At 55.6% G+C, this 18,322-nt stretch carries 16 protein-coding genes and 1 pseudogene; 3 read left to right on the forward strand and 14 right to left on the reverse strand.

Annotated elements, in window-relative coordinates:
* Positions 1–26: 26 nt before the first annotated feature.
* From KW848_RS27660 to KW848_RS27710, 11 genes are all read right to left on the reverse strand, one after another.
* Positions 27–497: a hypothetical protein gene (locus tag KW848_RS27660; protein WP_218538693.1), complete on the reverse strand. Its 471-nt coding sequence runs from the start codon at positions 495–497 to the stop codon at positions 27–29.
* A gap of 97 nt (positions 498–594) precedes the next feature.
* The gene (locus KW848_RS27665; protein WP_218538694.1) at positions 595–855 is read right to left on the reverse strand and encodes a hypothetical protein; all 261 of its coding nucleotides are present in this window, start codon (positions 853–855) and stop codon (positions 595–597) included.
* Between the two features lie 159 nt (positions 856–1,014).
* On the reverse strand, positions 1,015–1,485 hold the full coding sequence (locus KW848_RS27670; protein WP_218538695.1) for a hypothetical protein: 471 nt from the start codon (positions 1,483–1,485) through the stop codon (positions 1,015–1,017).
* Between the two features lie 108 nt (positions 1,486–1,593).
* Entirely contained in the window at positions 1,594–1,929 is a 336-nt protein-coding gene (locus tag KW848_RS27675; RefSeq protein WP_192407671.1) for a hypothetical protein, read from the reverse strand.
* Between the two features lie 14 nt (positions 1,930–1,943).
* Positions 1,944–2,261, reverse strand: a complete 318-nt coding sequence (locus tag KW848_RS27680; RefSeq protein ID WP_223526298.1) for an HNH endonuclease — start codon at positions 2,259–2,261, stop codon at positions 1,944–1,946.
* Between the two features lie 15 nt (positions 2,262–2,276).
* A complete protein-coding gene (locus KW848_RS27685; protein WP_218538755.1) occupies positions 2,277–2,636 on the reverse strand; it encodes a hypothetical protein in 360 nt (119 codons plus the stop codon).
* Positions 2,637–2,671: 35 nt separating this feature from the next.
* Entirely contained in the window at positions 2,672–2,944 is a 273-nt protein-coding gene (locus tag KW848_RS27690) for a hypothetical protein (protein ID WP_192407673.1), read from the reverse strand.
* Between the two features lie 30 nt (positions 2,945–2,974).
* A complete protein-coding gene (locus KW848_RS27695; RefSeq protein WP_218538696.1) occupies positions 2,975–7,870 on the reverse strand; it encodes a polymorphic toxin type 46 domain-containing protein in 4,896 nt (1,631 codons plus the stop codon).
* The gene (locus KW848_RS27700; RefSeq protein ID WP_218538697.1) at positions 7,867–8,607 is read right to left on the reverse strand and encodes a DUF4123 domain-containing protein; all 741 of its coding nucleotides are present in this window, start codon (positions 8,605–8,607) and stop codon (positions 7,867–7,869) included. The genes KW848_RS27695 and KW848_RS27700 overlap by 4 nt, the downstream gene beginning before the upstream one ends.
* Positions 8,597–10,639, reverse strand: coding sequence for a type VI secretion system tip protein TssI/VgrG (gene tssI, locus KW848_RS27705; RefSeq protein WP_218538698.1), 2,043 nt, complete (start codon positions 10,637–10,639; stop codon positions 8,597–8,599). Before tssI ends, KW848_RS27700 begins: the two co-directional genes overlap by 11 nt.
* Before the next feature lie 131 nt (positions 10,640–10,770).
* A complete protein-coding gene (locus tag KW848_RS27710) occupies positions 10,771–11,286 on the reverse strand; it encodes an Hcp family type VI secretion system effector (RefSeq protein ID WP_054051032.1) in 516 nt (171 codons plus the stop codon).
* A gap of 443 nt (positions 11,287–11,729) precedes the next feature.
* Between KW848_RS27710 and KW848_RS27715 the strand changes: the two genes are divergently transcribed.
* A complete protein-coding gene (locus tag KW848_RS27715) occupies positions 11,730–12,407 on the forward strand; it encodes a type 1 glutamine amidotransferase domain-containing protein (RefSeq protein WP_218538699.1) in 678 nt (225 codons plus the stop codon).
* A gap of 153 nt (positions 12,408–12,560) precedes the next feature.
* Here KW848_RS27715 and KW848_RS27720 read toward each other — a convergent pair whose 3' ends face one another.
* The 3 genes and pseudogenes from KW848_RS27720 to KW848_RS27730 form a co-directional block, all read right to left on the reverse strand.
* On the reverse strand, positions 12,561–13,952 hold the full coding sequence (locus KW848_RS27720; protein WP_218538700.1) for a VOC family protein: 1,392 nt from the start codon (positions 13,950–13,952) through the stop codon (positions 12,561–12,563).
* Positions 13,953–14,062: 110 nt separating this feature from the next.
* Entirely contained in the window at positions 14,063–15,019 is a 957-nt protein-coding gene (locus KW848_RS27725) for an alpha/beta fold hydrolase (protein WP_111452074.1), read from the reverse strand.
* A gap of 22 nt (positions 15,020–15,041) precedes the next feature.
* A pseudogene (locus KW848_RS27730) lies at positions 15,042–15,404 on the reverse strand (NAD(P)/FAD-dependent oxidoreductase); the annotation flags it as partial.
* Between the two features lie 131 nt (positions 15,405–15,535).
* On the opposite strand from KW848_RS27730, the gene KW848_RS27735 reads away from it, so the two are divergent.
* On the forward strand, positions 15,536–16,609 hold the full coding sequence (locus KW848_RS27735; RefSeq protein ID WP_218538701.1) for a diguanylate cyclase: 1,074 nt from the start codon (positions 15,536–15,538) through the stop codon (positions 16,607–16,609).
* Positions 16,610–16,817: 208 nt separating this feature from the next.
* Positions 16,818–18,059 (forward strand): M20/M25/M40 family metallo-hydrolase, encoded by a 1,242-nt coding sequence (locus KW848_RS27740; protein ID WP_218538702.1) that lies wholly within the window; start codon positions 16,818–16,820, stop codon positions 18,057–18,059.
* The last annotated feature ends 263 nt before the right edge of the window (positions 18,060–18,322 follow it).

An 18,322-nucleotide genomic window follows, 5' to 3' on the forward strand; every position in this document is an offset into this window, starting at 1 on the left:
TGCCTTGTGGTGTTCGATTTTTATGATTACAGGTTTCTGAAATTATTTGGTCTACCATCGTTGGCAAGCTTTGTTATGCGTCGATTGTAAGTTTCAATATCCTGTGCGTTATTAGATTTATAAATCTCTTGATACAGAAATTCCATGCAGTTGGAAATTATTTGTTTTTCATTGTTTGATAAGTCGCGAATCAGATCAAATCCGTTTTCAGATAAGGTTGGGATTTTTTTTCGCATGTAGTAGTAACATCCTATGTTTTCCAGCAGGTCGTTTGCATCATCCATACCGTTTGTGATGGTTTTTAGGTGTTTTTCGAATGCGCTTTTCAGAGTGGCAACTGGATTTTTTTGTGTTTTGAGAAACCCGCAAAGGCCTTGCCAATTAATGACGTGTAGCTGGGTTCCCCAGTCGGGGTCTTTCGTAAAGTAAATGCCACTACCTCTGAAGTATTCCGGGAATTCATCTCTGTTTAGCGCTTTTTCGAAATTGCTGATCATTGAAGGTGTTCCCAGTCATCAAGTTTGCTCAACCCAAAAGGGACACCCATTAGCCAGTCTCAAGTCAAGGCTAATGGGTGTCCCTTTTTGGTCGGTTCTAGGTAGCGACGCCACGATCAATTCCTGGCTGAATTATCAATAGATGGTCTACTTCTCGGTTTCGGCAGCGTTCGACAAATGACAGTGCTGAAGCTGGGTCTTTTATATATGTATCAAAGGTGCTCTTGTCAATTTCGAAATACTCTTCATAGTCAATCATTCGGTTACTGACGGGTATCGAAACGTAGAGCTTCCCTGATTCTTCAATGCCGACAGAGAATCGTTCCCTTTTACTGAAAAATACATCATTGAATTCCATTATTTTTTCTATGAGTTTAGCGGTGATGTCCTAGTTTTGGCGAGAAAAGAGCAGACTAATTTATTTTCTATGAAAATAAATTAGTCCCCTCTTTCCTGCTTTTTCTGTTTCGAAAATATATCTGTCCTAGTTTTTCTTCCACTTTTTCCTTGATGTCAGCTACAGTTTTTCTAGATCAAATTGGCAACCATTTGTCTTTATTTCAGACAGGAATTGGTCGAGGCTAATCACAGGCTTGCCAGCATTTTGGTTGGCGTACTCTCTACGTAGAAGTCTGAACAGCTCGCCGATTATTTTTTTGTTTCTTTCACTAAGGCTCGCTATTAAGTCAAAGCTGTCTTCGGACATGAACGATGTATCATTTCGCATTAGATAGTAACAGCTTATATTTAACAGCAAAGAATCCGCATCTTCGTAGCGGCTCTGTAGTGATGTTAAGTACTTGCTGAATACGTCAAGTAGTATTTTATTTGGGTTTTCTTCAGATTTTAGATATCCGCACTGACCTTGCCAGTTGTTTATATAGAGGTGATCTCCCCAATCAGGATCTCGGGAAAAATATTGTCCTTGACCCTTGAAAAACTCCGAGGGCTCATTGTTTTCTAGTGCGATCTGAAATTTGGTTTTCATTGAGGTTTTTCCTAGTCCTCAAATTGGCTTTAACCCAAAGGGGGCAGATTTATTTCCGCGATTGCGTGAAAAAATAAATCTGTCCCCTTTGTTTGTTGCTTTGTTTGTTTATAGGTCCATAAAGCTGTCGCGCTCATTATAATGTTTTATGGCTTTTAGTATTTCCTCATTTGTTGCAGATTTTTTTTGCTTCAGTGCGTTGAATGTAACATCTTCCAAAAGCTCATCGGTAAACCAAAACTCGAGATTATTTTGAGTAATGCTCTCTGGGAAAATCTCTTCGTCGTCATCGGTGATCTCTGAGTATTCATCAATCACGCAGTCGGTTTCCAGGGTCGCTTGGTCCGATGATCCTTTTCCATAAACACAATAGGTAAGAGTTTTCTGCTGTGTTTTTAATAAATCGATTAGATCGGCAAGCTTGATGGTTTGTTTGTATTGCACAGTTAGTGCTCCAATTATTCTGTTTTGATTTTCCCTTCTCGGCCTTCTCTACCACCACCCCATATATCTCGCCCACCTTTTCCAGTTGGGTGGTATACAGAGTGTTCACCTGCATGGTCCGCTCTATGGACAAGCTGCAACAATCCGGGTTTTTCGTTGTGGTGCCAAGTGTAACCTGTAGGGCTGGAGCCCATGTTTCGCTTTGGATCGTCGACCCAGGTTTTGAGCTCAGGGTTTCGTCGATACATATTCTTTCGAAACGCTGGATCGTCATTCAGTTTTTTGATCAAGTCTTTGTTAGCTCTGTTGAACTGTACCTTGTCACTCTTCAAATACAGGTTTTCTAACTAAAAGGGGACAGATTTATTTTCGAGATTACGTAGAAAATAAATCTGTCCCCTTTTTCTTAAATAATTAACAATCATTGATATGTCAATAAGTTGATTCAGGTGGGATATATCATCAAATGTGATTGTTCCGCCAAGCTCAATTATTTTTTTGGTGTTCATTTGGTTTTCCTTCGACCAAAAGGGGACGGATTTATTTTTGTGGTTGCGTAGAAAATAAATCTGTCCCCTTTTTCTTGTACCTTTTCTTGTAAGCTGAGTTGCTGAGTTGCTGAGTTGCTGAGTTGCTGAGTTGCTGAGTTGCTGAGTTGCTGAGTTGCTGAGTTGCTGAGTTGCTGAGTTGCTCAGTTCCTCTGTCACCCTGTTTTCCTAGTCGTTGTTTTTGGCATAATTCGTTAAATACTTGCCAGCCAAATCTCGCACTGTTGCAGTTTTTCGTTATCGTTCATCGCGTGAGATATTCTCTTGTCGATCTCTTTGAATTTATTTGGTTCGTTTTCTTGATAGAACATTAACCAGCCGTCTCTGCCGTCGTGTTCTATCATGTATTTTTTTTCATCTTTTCTGACGCTTAGTGACCAGGAAGAAAAAAAATCTGGATGGTCCGAAAATACCATTACTGTACAGCCGCAACGGCTTGCCACGTCATATAAATCGGATTGCTTCATTCGTGACCTCCTAGATGTGTATCAGATAAATTATTGGGTTTTTTCGAAGTTTCCTTTAGCGCTGCTAAAGACTTGAGTGCCGCCCCCTGATGACGGTTGCGTGATACCTTTCACAGACCAAGTATCATCTATCGGTTTGGCTGTCGATTTCAATACGCGCGTTTTTTCGGTCGTTCGATAAATACCTTGTAGTTTTAGTTCTACCGTGCCCGCTGCACGATTATCTCCTAGTGGACCAATGCCAAGCTCTGATGGGGTTGTAGCAGGGTTCAGAGAGTAGTAGTTGCCTTGTGGAGCGCCGGGTGATTGAAATTGATAAACGGTTTTTCCTCGATTCAACGTCTCTACATTTACTGGTTGATTAAAATCGATACCGTTCAAGTGGCCCGGAATGCTTGTCTCTTCAAAACCTTGTGTTCGATAGAACTCTGTAGCGGTCTCTTTTCTTCCACGAGCGTTGATATCGTTATTGATATCCCCTGTCCGACCGTACTTTTGATTAAGTTCAGCTCGCCTGTCATCTGGGCAGTTGCTGGGAACGCAGCTCAAACCCAACGGATCCACCCACCCCGTAGGGTTAGGCACGTACTGGTAGTTATTTAACCCACCTGCGAGCTTGATCGGATCCGGCGTCAAGAAGCGGCCAGTACACGGATTGTAATAGCGATGCCGGTTGTAATGTAAGCCCGTTTCCGTATCGAAGTACTGACCCTGGAAGCGTAGCGGGTTGTCGATTTCAGCAATGTCGAGGGTGGCGAGGTTACCGTAGGCGCGGTATTTCGCCGACCACATGATCTCGCCGCTGTAGTCGGTGAGTTCCTGCGGGGTGCCAAGGTGGTCGAGTTGGTAGTAGAACGGCTCGGCTTTGAGTGGGCCTTCGCCATCGAGCATCGCCAAAGGACGGAAGGTACCCGGCTCATAGATGTAGCTGCGATAGAGATTGCTCGCGCTTTCGGCGATGAGGCGTTCGCCTTGCCACAGGAACTCTGTGGTTTGGCCGTCGACGGTTTTGGCGATTCGACGGCCGAAGGCGTCGTACTTATAGCTTGCGACGCTACCGCCGGGAAGGCTGACCCCGATGAGGCGGTGTTGGCAATCGTAACGGTACTCGGTGACAAGTTTTTGCCCGGTGCCGCGGCGTTCGCGGATCTGATTTCCGTAGGCGTCGTAGTCGTAATGGCGGTCGCCTTGCATTAGCAGGCGGTTGCCTTTTACGTTGGCCAGGTTCGTGGTTGGCTGGTCGCCTTGACCCAGGAGGTTGCCCGCTGGGTCGTGGGCAAAGCTTTCCGGGGTGGTGCCGCGGACGTTGATCAGGCGGTCAAGCGGGTCGTAGTGGAAGCTGCGATTACCTTTGCGACTGTCATCGATGCCGGCGAGGTTGCCGTTGGCGTCGTAGGCATATCGGCGCTGGAACAGGTTGCGATCTTGCTGACTGACGCTGTGAGCTTGCAATCGACCTTGTTCGTCGTACTGGTATTGGCTGAGCAACAGACCCTGTTGACGCTGCTGTTCGCGACCGGCTCTGAATTGGTGGGTGGTCAGGCGCGAGCCATTGAGGTCGATGCTGCTCAGGCGGCCGCCGGATTGGTGGCGATAGTCGAGTTTGCTGCCGTCAGGTAGGCGGCAATGGCTGAGCTGGCCGAGTTGGTCGTACTCGTACCGTAGGGTGCCCCAGCCTTGGTGCTCGGTGATCAGGCGATCTTGCAGGTCGTACTCGTAGGCGAGGGGCCAGTGGCCGTCGTCGACGTTCACAAGGCGACCGAGGGCGTCATAGCTGTAGTGAATTTTCTCGCCATCGGCCAGGGTTTTCACCAGCAAGCGGCCAGCGGTGTCGCGTTGGTACTCAGTGACCAGCTCACTGCCGTCGTCGCCGAACTCGGTTTTTTTCAGCAACTGGCCGTTGAGGTCGTATTCGTAGGCGGTACGTCGACCGTCGAAACCGGTTTCCTGCTGGATGAGACCATTAGGGTAATAGTTGAGGTGGTAGTGCTCGCCACGTTGGTTTTCGATCTCGCTGAGCAGCAGGCGCGAGTTGTCGTAGCGATAGCGCAGCTGGCTGCCATCCGGGTTGATGCGACGGCTGACCAGGTGCAGGTTATCGGCGTATTCGAAGCGGGTGACGCGGCCTAGCTCATCACGTTCGGCGGTGACTTTGCCGTACGCGTTGTAGGTGAATCCACGGGTTGCGCCACCGGGCAGGGTGATTTGCGCGAGACGGTTCGCCGCGTCCCATTGGTATTGAGTGATCGCGCCGCTTTCGTCCTGGCGAGTGATTTGCCGACCTAGCGCGTCATAGCGGTACTTGCGCTGACCACCGTCAGGCAGCTGTTCTTCGAGCAGTTGGCCGAGATTATTCCAACCCAGCTGATGACGGCTGCCGTCGGGATGACGGATTTCCAGCAGGCGGCCCTGGCGGTTGTAGCTGTAATGGGTCGAATTGCCGTCCGGGTCGATTTGTTCGGTGATGTCGCCTTGGTCGTTGCGCCAGTATTTCCAGCTCGCCGGACCGCGGTTCACCACGCGGACGAAGCCACGGTAGTACTCGTAGGTAGTCGGTGTATCTTCCGGTGGAATAACCGCGACCAGTCGGCCGGCTTCGTTGTACTGGTATTCGGTGACGGCGCCGAGTGGGTCTTTTTCGGCGATCAGGCGACCCTTGTCATCATAGGCCTTCAGGTGTTCGGCGCCATCCGGGTCGACTTTTGCGACCAGTCGAGCCTTATCGTCGTGGGTGTAGACCTCTTCACTGCCGTCGGCGTTGGTAACCGTGACGCTGCCCTTGTCATCCCAAGCGTAGTGCGCGTCCATCTGCGAGAAGCTTGCCCAGTGACGGATGCAGCGTGCCGACTTGCCTTCTTTTTCCCATTCCCAGTAGTAGCTGGCGCCACCAGCCAGTTGCCGCTCGAGAATGACGTTTTGGTCGTTGTAGGCATAACGCTCGGCTTCACCAGCGGCGTTTTTGGCTTCGATCAGACGGTGCTGGGCATCGTAGCCATAGGTGACCAACGTCTGGATGGTGCTCCAGGCATCTTCCAGATTGTCTGCCGGGCTGAACTGTTGATAGTCGATGGCGACGATGTGCTTTCGATCGTAACGCACGAGGAGGGCGCGACCGGCACCGTTATCGACACGTTTGATTCGACCGTGGATGTCACGAGTAATGTGCAGGCGATTGCCATAATCGTCACTGATGGCAATCAGCGTCGCGCCTTGGGTGTTGTAGCGGAAATGGTAGAACTGGGTGCGTTCACCGGCTTGGGTGAGGATCAGTTCGGAGGGATCCTCACCGAGGAAAATCGCCGCTTCCGACAGGCTGTTGGTGATCGCCGGGCGCTGCACACTTGGCAACGGGAATGTGGTGACGCGGTTTTCGTGGTCGGTCCAGATCACCTCGTCGCCGTTGATGTCGACGCGTTGCGCGAGGGCGTGGCTCCAGCCGTAGCCGAGGCCGCAGTCGATTTCCGCGGCGCTGGTGCGATAAAGGCGTGTCCAACTGAAGGGCAGCAGACCGCCGAGTTCGCCGTCGGTCAGGGTCAGCAGTTCTTCGCCAGTGACCATTGATACCGGGCAACCATTGGTGCAGGTTTTCTTGGCACAGGTGGCGCTTTTGTCGTCAGGTGTTTTTGACTGAGTAGAAGCGTCGTCGACCTTTTCCTTTGGTGCGAGGGTGGTCTGTTTTTCTTTCTTGCCACGCGGAAACGAAGAGGCGTCTTTCACTTCCTGCTTTGGCGTATCCGTGGTTTTCGGCACCTGACTTTTAGAACCGTTGGCGGCAGCCTCGTCGATTTTGATCGCCGCCGTTTTGGCTGGCTTCATCGGCACATTTTTGGCGCTGGCAATCAACGGCTTCGACACTTCGGCGTGTGCTGGCAGGCTGTGCTTGCCGCTCAGGGTCATCAGTTTCGCGGCCAGCTCTTCAAGGTACTTGATCGCTGTACCGGATTTGACCGTGGACAGGGCTTTGGTCCCCACCCGCACCGCAATACCTGCACCTCCAGTGAGGCAAATACCCAACACCACGTTGATCAGGAATTCCGACGCAATGGCTGTCACCACGTCGACGATGACTTGCGGTGGCAGCATGCCGACCCACGCCACAATCGCCGAGACGTAAATGAACATTAATGGTTCGTCACTGAGGATCAACAGACCCGAAGCAATGGATTCCTTGGACGCGGCATAGAGCTTGTCGATCTCGACATCCGACAGGTACTTGCGCAGCTTTTCGAGGTTTTCCTTTGGGTGTGCGAGCAGTTCGAACAGGCTTTTGATGTCATCCCACAGCCTGAGCAGCGCTTTTTCCAGGCCATCCATCGCTCGTTTTAACAGAATGACAGAGCGGCCCGCACGGTCAGCAGCCGAGTAACTGGCCCACTGAGGCTGAAACTTGCCCGACCATTCACTTTGCAACCAACCATTGAGATTGCCGATCACGCCCTGGTAGGAGTCGTACAACGCTTTGACATTGCTTTGGGATACGTTTGGGAAAAAGGTGATGCGGTACATTTGGCCTTTCTTGCAGCCGTTAATCACCTGGATGCCGCTCGGGCCGATCGTTGTTTCAATGACGGGGCCGGTAACGTCGTCGTAGAAAGTGCCTTTGGTGACGGGTTCCAGTTTCACTGGCGTGTTGCCAATCGGTACGAAGCGCGCCGACTCGAACATGTGGATCAGCGTGAAGTCGCCTACCAGAGGGCAGGTCGCATAGGTCTCGACCTTACCGGTTTTGGTCTTGCGTTTGGTCACGCTGACTTCATTGCCGACTTTGAAGGTCTGGTCGACATCCAATGCCCAGCCGGTCAGGAAACCGTCTGCCCAGTCCTTGTAATCACTCAGGCAATTTTTGAAGTCTTTGAGAATCAGATTCACGTCAGGGGTTTTGGCGTCCAGCACGCGCAGGACCAAGGTACCAATCGGGGTATTCATGACGTGACTTCCTTTGTCAGCTCAGCAGCAAGACGCTCTGCCATATCTTCTGTATTGGATTGTTGGCGCACGAAGCGCTCGACCTTGTGGCGCAAGTTGCTTTCGGGGAAGGCGAAGAACAGTTCCGGGCAGTCCTCTCCCAGCCACTGCATCAGGTTGTCGACGACGGTGGTGTGGTCTTTTTTCGCCAGCGTGTCGACTAACTTCTGCGGCACCTCCCACCACGGCCAGGCTTTGGCCGGTGGCACTCCCCTCGGTCCCACTTCCAGTGTCTGGCCATTGATCAGGTAGCGGTCAAACACCGGCAAAATTTCACCCGCGCCAGCACCCAATCCTTCAAGAATCGGGAAAATATGTCGCCCGTCCCAGAACCGAAAAAACACCTCGGTGCCATCGGGCATATGCACTTGAGTCAAACTGCGAAGATGTTCGAACACCACGTCCGGCGTGCTGGTGGACACCGCCAGCCAGCCCCAATCCTGAGCGTCGGTTTCAGCAATCCACTGAAGGAAACCGGCGTTGGACTTCAATTCGGCGAGGTAGGGCATCACTGGCTGCCAATCGGCGTACGGCGTGCCGCTCCAGATCGGGATCAGTTCAGGCGCCATCTCCTGCTGGTAGAAGGCCTTCAGTGGCTCGGCATCGCTAGCCGCACTGACAATCAAATAAAGTCGTTCATTAACCTGCAACGGCCGTTCAGCCAGCCAATTCTGCGGGGTCAAAAGATCAGATCGCACAAGCACCTGCCTTGCATTTCTCGCACTCTTCACAGAACGGCGCGTTGCGTTTGAGCGTATTGATCTGCGCCGGGGTCAGGACCGCGCCGGCCTTGTCCGCATCCGCCTGTTTCAGCACGCCGGGCATCAACGGTGCCGCGCCAGTCCCGCTACCGGGACTCCCGCCGGAGTTCATGTTGATCACCGGCCCGCTCAACGTCACACCGCTGCCATCAATCTTGATGAAGCTGCCGCCGCCCTTGAGGGTCAGTTCGCTGCCGGCTTCGAGCACGACTTTCATGCCGCTGCTCAGGTGGATTTCCTGGCCGGCTTCGATGAACTGGCCGGTGCCGACTTTGATGTGCTGGTTGACGCCCACGGTGAGGTGGTCGTTGGCGCGGGTTTCGACTTTGCGGTCGGCGTAGACGGTGTGGTGTTCTTCGGCTTTGAATTCGCTGTAGCTGTTTTGCTCGACGGTGTCGTGGCGTTCGTTGCCGACGCGGATTTTCTGGTCGTGCTCGACGTTTTCGTCCCAGTCGCGTTGGGCGTGCAGGAAGATTTGTTCCTGGCCCTTTTTGTCTTCGATACGCAGTTCGTTGTAACCGCCGCCACCGGGGGAGCTCAGGGTTTTGAAGGTGCTGCGGGTCTTGTTCGCCGGCAGGGCGTACGGGACGACGTTTTCCTTGTGGTACAGGCAGCCGCTGATCAGCGGTTGGTCGGGGTCGCCTTCGAGGAAGCTGACGAGCACTTCCATGCCGATGCGCGGGATGGCAATGCCACCGTAGTGGGCGCCGGCCCAGGCGGAGGAGACGCGCAGCCAGCAGCTGGTCTTGTCGTCGGCCTGGCCTTCGCGGTCCCAGTGGAATTGCACTTTGACGCGACCGTATTGGTCGCAGTGGATCTCTTCACCTTTTGGTCCGGTGACCACGGCGCTCTGGCTGCCGAGGATGCGCGGCTTCTTTTGCGTCAGGGGCGGACGGTTTGGTACGTCCCACGGGGTGGCCTGGAAGCGGTTGCGGTAGCCCTGGTGGAAATCGTCTTTCAGGTTGGTGGTGCTGCTGGTGACCGATTCTTCCAGCACTTGCGGCTGTTTGCCTTCGTGGAGGATTTCGGTGAGCAGCCACAGGTCGTTCCATTTGGCTTTAGGGTGTTGGGTCAGGGCCAGGAAGTGGCCACTGACCAGCAACGGCTGATCGCTTTTGCCTTCGGCGAGCTGGAAGTCGCTGCGGTGACGTTCGAGGGCGCGTTTGGCCAAGTGCTTGCCGCGTTCGCGGTCGATGAAGCGGCCGGGGTAGTCGTAGTCTTCGAGGTCGGGCAGGGCGTCGCCACGGTTTTCGCTTTCCAGCGTCAGGCGTGGTTTTTCGAAGTCGTAGTCGCGGCGGGTGGTGCGGCTGGTGCGGGTTTCCAGGCGCAGGTCGAAACGCTTGATCACCGGGTCGTTGGCGACCATGCCGGAGTCTTGCTGGTAGGCCACGGGCGCGAGTTTCGGGAACACCGTCTGGTCATCGCCGAACACCAGCTTGTGGGCGGTGGCGCTGTGCTGAAAGTGGTAGTGGATACCTTCTTCCTCGCACAGACGCTGGACGAACTGCAGGTCCGATTCGTCGTACTGAACGCAGTAAATGCGCTCCGGATAAATCGCCCCGACTTTGAATTCGTAGGCATTGCTTTGGATGCCGTGCTCTTCGAGGACGCTGCCGATGATTTTCGGCACGTTAAGGTTCTGGAAGATGCGTTGGTTGATGCGGTGCGCCAGGTAAGACAGTTGCGGGCGCAGGGTCACCGCGTAGCGGGTCAGGCGCTTGCCGGAATCACCCTGGGCGGCGCGGTAGATCTGGCCATGAATGCCGCTGCCGTCAGGTGAGAGCTGCAAAAAGGCCGGTTTGTGCAGCAGGGTCTCGAGGTCCAGGGACGGCTGTTCACTGACCAGCTCCACCTCAAACACAAAAGGCTGGCTGATGGCTTCCCGACCTTGCAGGGAAAAAACCTGGAAGTCGCTGGAAAGACCTTCGATGGTCAGGGCAAAGTGAGTTTGATTGGCCGGCGCGAACATCCCTTGTTCCTCGTGCAGTGCTGCGGCGTTCGCCAAGACCGGAAAAAGGAATCAGCAGACGCAAAATTCTGGAAGGGCGGAAACAACATCGACCAGCAGAGCTGGCCGATGCTTGTGACGGTCGGCCTGACTTAGGCGACCGGCTGACGCCAGTCATCGGAACCCGAAGTACCGGATACTTCGTGGGTCCAGGTGATTTTGCGGTAGGTGAACTGTACTTCTTCCAGGTGGGTGAAGTGCGAGTTCGACGGATCTTGGCAGTTGTGCATTTTGTTGTTGATGGCGACGATGATCGCGTCTTCCAGTTTGGTGGTGTAGTAATGCTCTTGGGTACCTTGAGCCGAAGTGCGGTACCACTGGATAACGATTTCGCTCATGCGCTCGCCGGAGGTCAGCGCGGCTTGCAGCAGTGGCGAAGCCTTGTCGTAGACCTTGGTGATCACGACTGGCTTGTGAACGCGCTGACCGGTCGGTTGGCCGGACTGTGGGTCACGCGGGATGATCACGTCGTGGCTGAAAGCCTGAACCATGACCTGGTCTTCGTGACCTTCCTGGTAGGTGTTGCCAACCGAGTCGGCGGTGAACGCGCCGGCAGTGATCAGACCTTGTTTCTCGCCAGTGACGGACATGTACGCTGGTGTAGCCATGGATGTGCTCCTTGCTAAAAGTTAGGGTGCCCGGGAGGCGGTATCGCCCGGTGGGTGCCTGACTGTTATCAAGGTCCGTGCCAGAAACGGTTAACACTATATAAATCATGTGGTTAAGAGATTTTTTCGACCCCGTGGAGAATGTTCGACGGCGATCGCCTGTGAATGTGCGCAAGAAGTTGCGCAGTACTGCGCAACTTCTTGCGCACTTGGCTGGGGGCCAGACAGGCCGGGCGATCAGTCACCCGGGAAGGGCTTTCGCAGCGATGAGTGCGCAACTTCTTGCGCATCAAGGCGGTTAGCCATCACTCGGTGACCCATCGTCTGATTTGCCGAAAAACGGTAGCAGAACCGCTAGGGTGACAGGTGCAACGAATGCTGCAGCCTGGAGGTCAAACTCAGCGCCGAGATGAATGAACATCTGCGAACTCAAGGAGAACGAAATGAAAATCCTGATGGTTCTAACGTCACACGATCAATTGGGTGACACGGGTAAGAAAACCGGCTTTTGGCTGGAGGAGTTTGCCGCACCGTACTTTGCCTTTAAAGACGCCGGCGCTCAGTTAACCCTGGCCTCACCCAAGGGTGGTCAACCACCGCTGGACCCAAAAAGCGACGAGCCGGACGCGCAAACCGCAGCCACCGAGCGCTTTCGCAAAGACTCCGCCGCCCAGTCCGCATTGGCGTCTACCGCTCTGCTGAGCAGTGCGAGAGCTGAAGATTACGACGCGGTTTTCTATCCCGGCGGCCATGGCCCGCTGTGGGATTTAGCCGAAGACAAAATCTCGATCGCTCTGATCGAGGCGTTTTACAAGGCAGGCAAACCGGTCGCGGCCGTCTGCCACGCACCGGGTGTGCTGCGTCACGTCAAGGGCGCGGACGGCCAGCCGCTGGTCAAAGGCAAGCGCGTGACGGGCTTTACCAATACTGAAGAAGAGGCTGTGCAACTGACGAAGGTTGTGCCGTTTTTGGTGGAGGACATGCTTAAGGAGAAGGGTGGCGTCTATTCCAAAGGGGCTGACTGGGCGAGTTATGTGCTCACTGATGGTTTGCTGATTACCGGTCAGAATCCGGCGTCGTCCGAGGCGGCCGCTGAGGCATTGTTGGCGAAGCTGGCTTAAATCCCTGAACGGCCAAAATATTGGCCGGACACTTTCATGTGGCGAGGGAGCTTGCTCCCGCTGGGCTGCGCAGCGGCCCCGATTTCTGCGAACGATTGCAGATTTTTGTGAGTGCTGCGCACTCAAGCGGGAGCAAGCTCCCTCGCCACAAGGTCAAGCCAGACTCGACAATCCCATTGCCTCGCGGCATTCCTCGATCGAGCGTCGCTGTGTCTCGGCATACAATGCCAACTCATCAATCGTCGATCGCCCCAACGCTTTCTCGAACACCTGCCGGTTCGATTGCACGCCATAGTGGGTTTGCGCCGCATCCCCCAGGTTCGACTGAAAAATCCCCGCTGCGCTGACTGGCAGGAAATCTTCGTACACCAACGGTTCAACCCGCAAATACCCGCCGTTGAGCAGATCCTCCAGCGACCACGATTTCAACTCATCGGCTGCCAACCCTTTTTCCGTCACGAAGTAGCGAAAGTACGCCAGTTCCTCTCGGCGCATGCCCTCAATGGTGTCAGGGAATTCTGCAAAGTGCTGCGCCATCAGCGCGTTGTAACGTGCGGCATTGGCCTCATTGGGGAAGTCTTTCAATTCATCCCGGGCAGCGTTGAGCAATCGGTCGTAAAGCGCCCGGCCTTTGGGGGTGAGCGCCGCGCCGCGTTGCTCGATCTCGCCGAATCGGGCGCTGTGGCTGCCGTGAGTCTGGGTTTGATCGGTGAAGGCGACAGGCTCATCCAGCGCCTTGAAACTGGTCTGACGCAGCAGGATCGGGCACTGACGGCGGGGCGGGCCTTCGATCACCGCTTTGGGGGTGATGCCGTGGGCAGGCATTTGCGCCTGGACGATGTCGATGTCCAGGGTGCGCGGCGTCAGGTGGTTGATATGCGGGCCGGTGAACGCCACTACGTCGGCGATCAGGCGATGCTGGGCGCTGAGCTTGCGGTACTGCTCGGCGGTCACGGTGGCGGTGTGATGCCAGCGGAACGTTTCCAGCGCCTGCTCGACGAAGTCCCGGGCCTCCTGTTCGGTAAGGCCGCCCTGGGTTTCGGCGCGCTCGATGAGGGTCAGCGCGGTGGGCGTGAAGATCGAACGCTTATCCAGCACCGACTGAGCGAACGCTCGCAGTTCCAGGTCTTCGATCAGTTCCAGGCGCAGCAGGGAGGTGAATACCCGGAACGGGCTGACCTGCAACGCCGCCTCATGCACCGCGCGAAAAGCCGTGGAGTGTACCGGCACGCCGGCCGGGGTCAGGTCGTAATAACCCACCGGTTGCATGCCCATTACCGCAAACAACCGGGCGAGGGTGGCCAGTTCATCGGCGGTGCCGACACGGATCGCGCCATGCCGCTCCAGGTCCAGGCGCTGGATTTCACCGGTGCTGCTCAACTGTCGGGCGATGTGTGGATCGCTGGCAAGCACGTGACGGTTGGTCTGTTCCACCAGTTCCATCAGCGCGCCGTACAGCGGCACTTCTTCGCGGTACATGTCGGACATCGCTTTGGAAAAGCGTTGGCGGATCAGGTCAGGGCTGACGAAGTTCGGGTGACTCATGAAAGAATTCCTGGTGCGGTGACGTAAAGGATGCGGGAAAAGATCGCAGCCTTGCGCGGCGCCGACAAACGAAGAATCTTACGGACTTCATTCTGCAAAGGACTGCATGTTCAGTGCAGCCGTTGATCCTGAGGGCTTTCCGAGCGCAGCGATGCCAAAAATTCCCGATACAGCCGCGCCGTGTTCGTCGGTTGTTCCACCATCGGCATATGGCCGGTGTGGTCCCAGACTTCCACTCGCAGATCGGCGATGCCTTTGCTCCAGATCGCCACGCTGCTGACATCGATCAAGCGGTCCTTGTGCCCCCACAGCAACAACGCCTGGCACTTGATGTCGGGCAGTTTCGGCTCCATCGGCGGGCTGGCGCGTAAATCCCTGAAGATTTCTTCCAGCTCATCGCGACTCTGTTCATAGCGTTGCGCGATGGCGTCCAGCACCACCTTGGGTACCCACGGCGGTTCGGCCATGGTCATGGCGTAGAAGCGCTGGAATTCTTCCCGTGAATGAATCAGGAACGGGTTGTGGCCCTTGGCCAAATGCCGCTCCAGGTCGCTGGCTTCGGGGGCGGTGACACCTGCGGGGTCGATCAGGGCCACCGAAACAATGCGATCCGGGTACGTGGCCGCCAGCCACGCTGCCATGTAACCGCCCATCGAGTTGCCGATCACATGGACTTTTTCGACGCCGCAGACATCGAGCAACTGGATCATTCGCTTGGCCTGCAAGGGAATGTCGTAGCCGCCGCCCGCCTTGAAGCCGGTTTCGCCATGGCCGGCGATGTCGGGGATGATCACCCGATAATTGCCCACAAAGTGCCGGGCAAAACGCAGCCAGACATTTTTGTCGGCGCTGTAGCCGTGGAGCATCAGCACGCTGCTGGATGCTTCGTACGGCCCGCCTTGCCAGGTCGAAACAGTCATTTCGGCGATCGGCACGACAATTTTGTGCAGCCCATACAGCTTCGCCTCTACCGACATGTTCAAGTCATAGAGCCAATGACCGATGGCCGGGTAACTCAACCAGCTCCAGGCCACGAAAACGGCGATTGCGACAACCAACAAAAGCATCAGGCATCTTCCTTTTACGTGATCAGGACAGAATGTGATCAGCGGGTTTCAGCGCCCTGGTCAACCGGTGATAGCTGAAACTGAACCCCGGAAACATCGCAATCACATGACCGCTCTTGCTTTGATACCAACTGTGGCAGCCCCCGGACTTCCATACTGTGCGTTCCATCTCCCGGTGGATCATTTCAGTGTAGGTACGTTCTGCTTCGGGGCGTACTTCGATGCTGCGCAAACCGTGTTCTTTTAACGTGCGGATGCAATCGAGAATGTAGTTCATCTGGGGCTCGATGATGAACAGCGCCGAGGTATGGCCGATGCCGGTGTTGGGGCCGGTGACGATAAACAGGTTGGGGAAGTCCGGCAGGCTGATGCCAAACATTGCTCGCCCGCCTCATGGCTATGCCTTGGTATTCAGGCCGCCCGCCGGTGATGGCTATTTGCCGCTTCCCTGATAGACTCTCACCACACTTGACCCCTTGTGTTTTCAGGTTCCGTCTCAGTGGCGCAGAGGCCTCTATGGGAAAAACGGGAGGAAAAGGACTTTCACTGGCCAGGAGGCTCTATACATCGCGAATCCTGGGTTTAGCCTTGGGGCTGTTTCTCGTGAGCGCGGCGATGTATCCACTCAACCCTGCACCGTGGGTCTGGGTGGCGATGCTGCTCAACGCCGTACTCTGGCCGCACCTGGCCTATCAATGGGCGCGCCGCGCGCCAGTGCCTTATCACGCCGAACACCGAAACCTGCTGGTGGACGCCTTTCTCGGCGGCTTTTGGGTCGCCGCCATGCACTTCAATCCGCTGCCCGGCGCGACGACCCTGGCCATGATGGCGATGAACAATGTGGCCATTGGCGGTTTGCGTTTCCTGTTGGCAGGAACCGTGGCGCAAGTTCTCGGGATGGGCGTCGGACTGCTGATTTTCTCCCCCGCCTTCGTCCCGCAAACCAGCCAACTGCAGATGTATGCCTGTTTGCCCTTGATGTGTTTGTATCCGCTGGCATTGGGCTGGATCTGCTTCCGCCAGGCTCACACCCTCGGCCGACAAAAGCGTGAATTGCTGGCCCTGAGCCGCACCGACAGCCTCACCGGCCTGCTGAACCACGGCGCCTGGAAGGATCAACTGGAAATCGAATTCCAGCGTTGCAAACGTCAGCAGCAGGGCGGGGCGATTGCGCTGATCGACATCGACCATTTCAAATCCATCAACGACACCTACGGCCACGTTGCCGGGGACATCGTGCTGCGCCAGTTGAGCAAAATGCTCAAGCAGAACCTGCGCGCGGCGGATGTTGCCGGGCGCTACGGTGGCGACGAATTCTGCGTGATCCTCCCGGACCTTCCGCTCACGAGCGCTGCCGCCGCCATGGATGCCCTGCGTGATCGCTTCGCCACCTTGGGCTACGAGCAGAGCCCGGCGCTGACAGTCAGCCTGAGCATCGGCCTGGCCGCCTTCAACCCGGCCCACACCGACGCGACCCTGTGGCTCAACGACGCCGACCAGGCGCTCTACGAAGCCAAAGCCAGCGGTCGCAACCGCGTCATCTGTTGCAGCGATAGCAAACCGCATCACCCATTACTTGATTCGGTGTGATCCATCACCAGTAATGTCGCCTGACATTCCGCCATCGCGAGCAAGCTCGGCTCCTACAAAATCACGTTGACCTGTAGGAGCAAGGCTTGCCCGCGATGGCTTCAACTCGGTCCAAAGCCGAACGCTCAGTGTCGCATTCGGTCTAGAGCCTTGCGCCGTAGTCAGGTAGGGTGTTTTTCACCTCCCGACACGAAACAAGGATCGATTCATGACGTTCAAACTCCCTCGCTCCCTGCTGGCCACCAGCCTTGGCCTGACCTTCGCCCTCGGCGCTTTCGCTCCCGCCGTTTTCGCTGAACCGCACAAACAAGTCCTCGCCGATTCCGAACAGTACAAGGGCGAAGCCCTGAAGTTACTGGAGCGTTTGGTGAACATCGACTCCGGTTCCGGCTATGAACCGGGCCTGACGAAAGTCAGTGACATCGCCATCGACGAACTGAAAAAACTCGGCGCGACCATCGAGCTTGTGCCCAATACCCCGGACAAAAGCAGCCATGTGATCGCGACCCTGAAAGGCACCGGCAAGGCGAAAATCCTGCTGATGGCGCACATGGACACCGTCTTCAAGGAAGGTTCGGCCGCCGAGCGTCCGTTCCACATCAAGGACGGCCGCGCCTACGGGCCGGGCGTGATGGATGACAAGGGCGGCATCGTTGCCGGGATCTATGCGCTGAAAGTCCTGAAAAACCTCGACTTCAAGGACTACGCGCAAATCACCTTCCTGCTCGACGCCAGCGAAGAAACCGGCTCGGACATCGCCACCGACCTGATCAAGAAAACCGCCAAGGCCCACGACGTCACCCTCAACCTCGAACCGGGCCGTCCGGCGGATGGCCTGGTGGTGTGGCGCAAAGGCAGTGCCACCGCCGTGGTCGAGGTCAAGGGTAAGGCGGCTCATGCCGGTGTCGCGCCGGAGCTGGGACGCAACGCCGCCATGGAAGCGGCGCACCAGATTTTGCAGCTCGGCAAACTGGGCGACGCAGAGAAGAAAACCACCATCAACTTCACCGTACTCAAGGCCGGCGACCGCACCAATGTCATTCCGGATCAAGCCACCGCCAAGGCAGACGTGCGGGCGGCGGTGCCGGAAGAGTTTGACCGGATCGAGAAGGACCTGGCGCGGGTTTCGAAAGACAAGCTGATTACTGACACCGAAGTCACCACCACCCTTCAGCGCGGATTGCCGCCGATGCCGCAAACGCCGGAATCGGATCGGTTGATGGCCATGGCTCAGGGGATTTACGGGGAGATTGGCCGTAAGTTGACGGAAGAAGGCAGCGGTGGGGCGGCGGATGCCAGTCTGTCAGCGGGGGTGGGTACGCCGACGCTGGATGGGTTCGGGATTGTTGGCGGGAATATTCATACGCCAGAGGAATACGCGGAGGTAGAGAGCGTGGCGCCGCGGATTTACTTGTTGTCGCGGATGATTATGGAGTTGGCCAAACGCTAATCTCACCGCTGATCGTTCCCACGCTCCCGCGTGGGAATGCCTCAACGGACGCTCCGCGTTCGGCTTTGGATGGGACGCGGAGCGTCCCGGGCTGCATTCCCACGCAGAGCGTGGGAACGATCAACTTGTGGCGCACAACTTTCCAAGACGTTTCCTACGACGTACCCTGTTGCCGCGTTTCGGCTTCGACCCCTATAGTTCGGGCTCGCGGAAAACACCGCGAACGACCTTGGCCGGTCGATTATCTGAAACGCAACAGCGCC

This window comes from Pseudomonas sp. PDM25 (assembly GCF_019219045.1).
GTDB lineage: Bacteria > Pseudomonadota > Gammaproteobacteria > Pseudomonadales > Pseudomonadaceae > Aquipseudomonas.

Bases quoted from the DNA above. Each gene is read 5' to 3' on its own strand.
- KW848_RS27740 (WP_218538702.1), top strand. From the start codon at position 16,818: ATGACGTTCAAACTCCCTCGCTCCCTGCTGGCCACCAGCCTTGGCCTG.
- KW848_RS27690 (WP_192407673.1), bottom strand. From the start codon at position 2,944: ATGAAGCAATCCGATTTATATGACGTGGCAAGCCGTTGCGGCTGTACA.
- KW848_RS27720 (WP_218538700.1), bottom strand. From the start codon at position 13,952: ATGAGTCACCCGAACTTCGTCAGCCCTGACCTGATCCGCCAACGCTTT.
- tssI (WP_218538698.1), bottom strand. From the start codon at position 10,639: ATGTTCGCGCCGGCCAATCAAACTCACTTTGCCCTGACCATCGAAGGT.
- KW848_RS27670 (WP_218538695.1), bottom strand. From the start codon at position 1,485: ATGAAAACCAAATTTCAGATCGCACTAGAAAACAATGAGCCCTCGGAG.
- KW848_RS27735 (WP_218538701.1), top strand. From the start codon at position 15,536: ATGGGAAAAACGGGAGGAAAAGGACTTTCACTGGCCAGGAGGCTCTAT.
- KW848_RS27710 (WP_054051032.1), bottom strand. From the start codon at position 11,286: ATGGCTACACCAGCGTACATGTCCGTCACTGGCGAGAAACAAGGTCTG.
- KW848_RS27725 (WP_111452074.1), bottom strand. From the start codon at position 15,019: ATGCTTTTGTTGGTTGTCGCAATCGCCGTTTTCGTGGCCTGGAGCTGG.
- KW848_RS27715 (WP_218538699.1), top strand. From the start codon at position 11,730: ATGAAAATCCTGATGGTTCTAACGTCACACGATCAATTGGGTGACACG.
- KW848_RS27695 (WP_218538696.1), bottom strand. From the start codon at position 7,870: ATGAATACCCCGATTGGTACCTTGGTCCTGCGCGTGCTGGACGCCAAA.
- KW848_RS27660 (WP_218538693.1), bottom strand. From the start codon at position 497: ATGATCAGCAATTTCGAAAAAGCGCTAAACAGAGATGAATTCCCGGAA.
- KW848_RS27665 (WP_218538694.1), bottom strand. From the start codon at position 855: ATGGAATTCAATGATGTATTTTTCAGTAAAAGGGAACGATTCTCTGTC.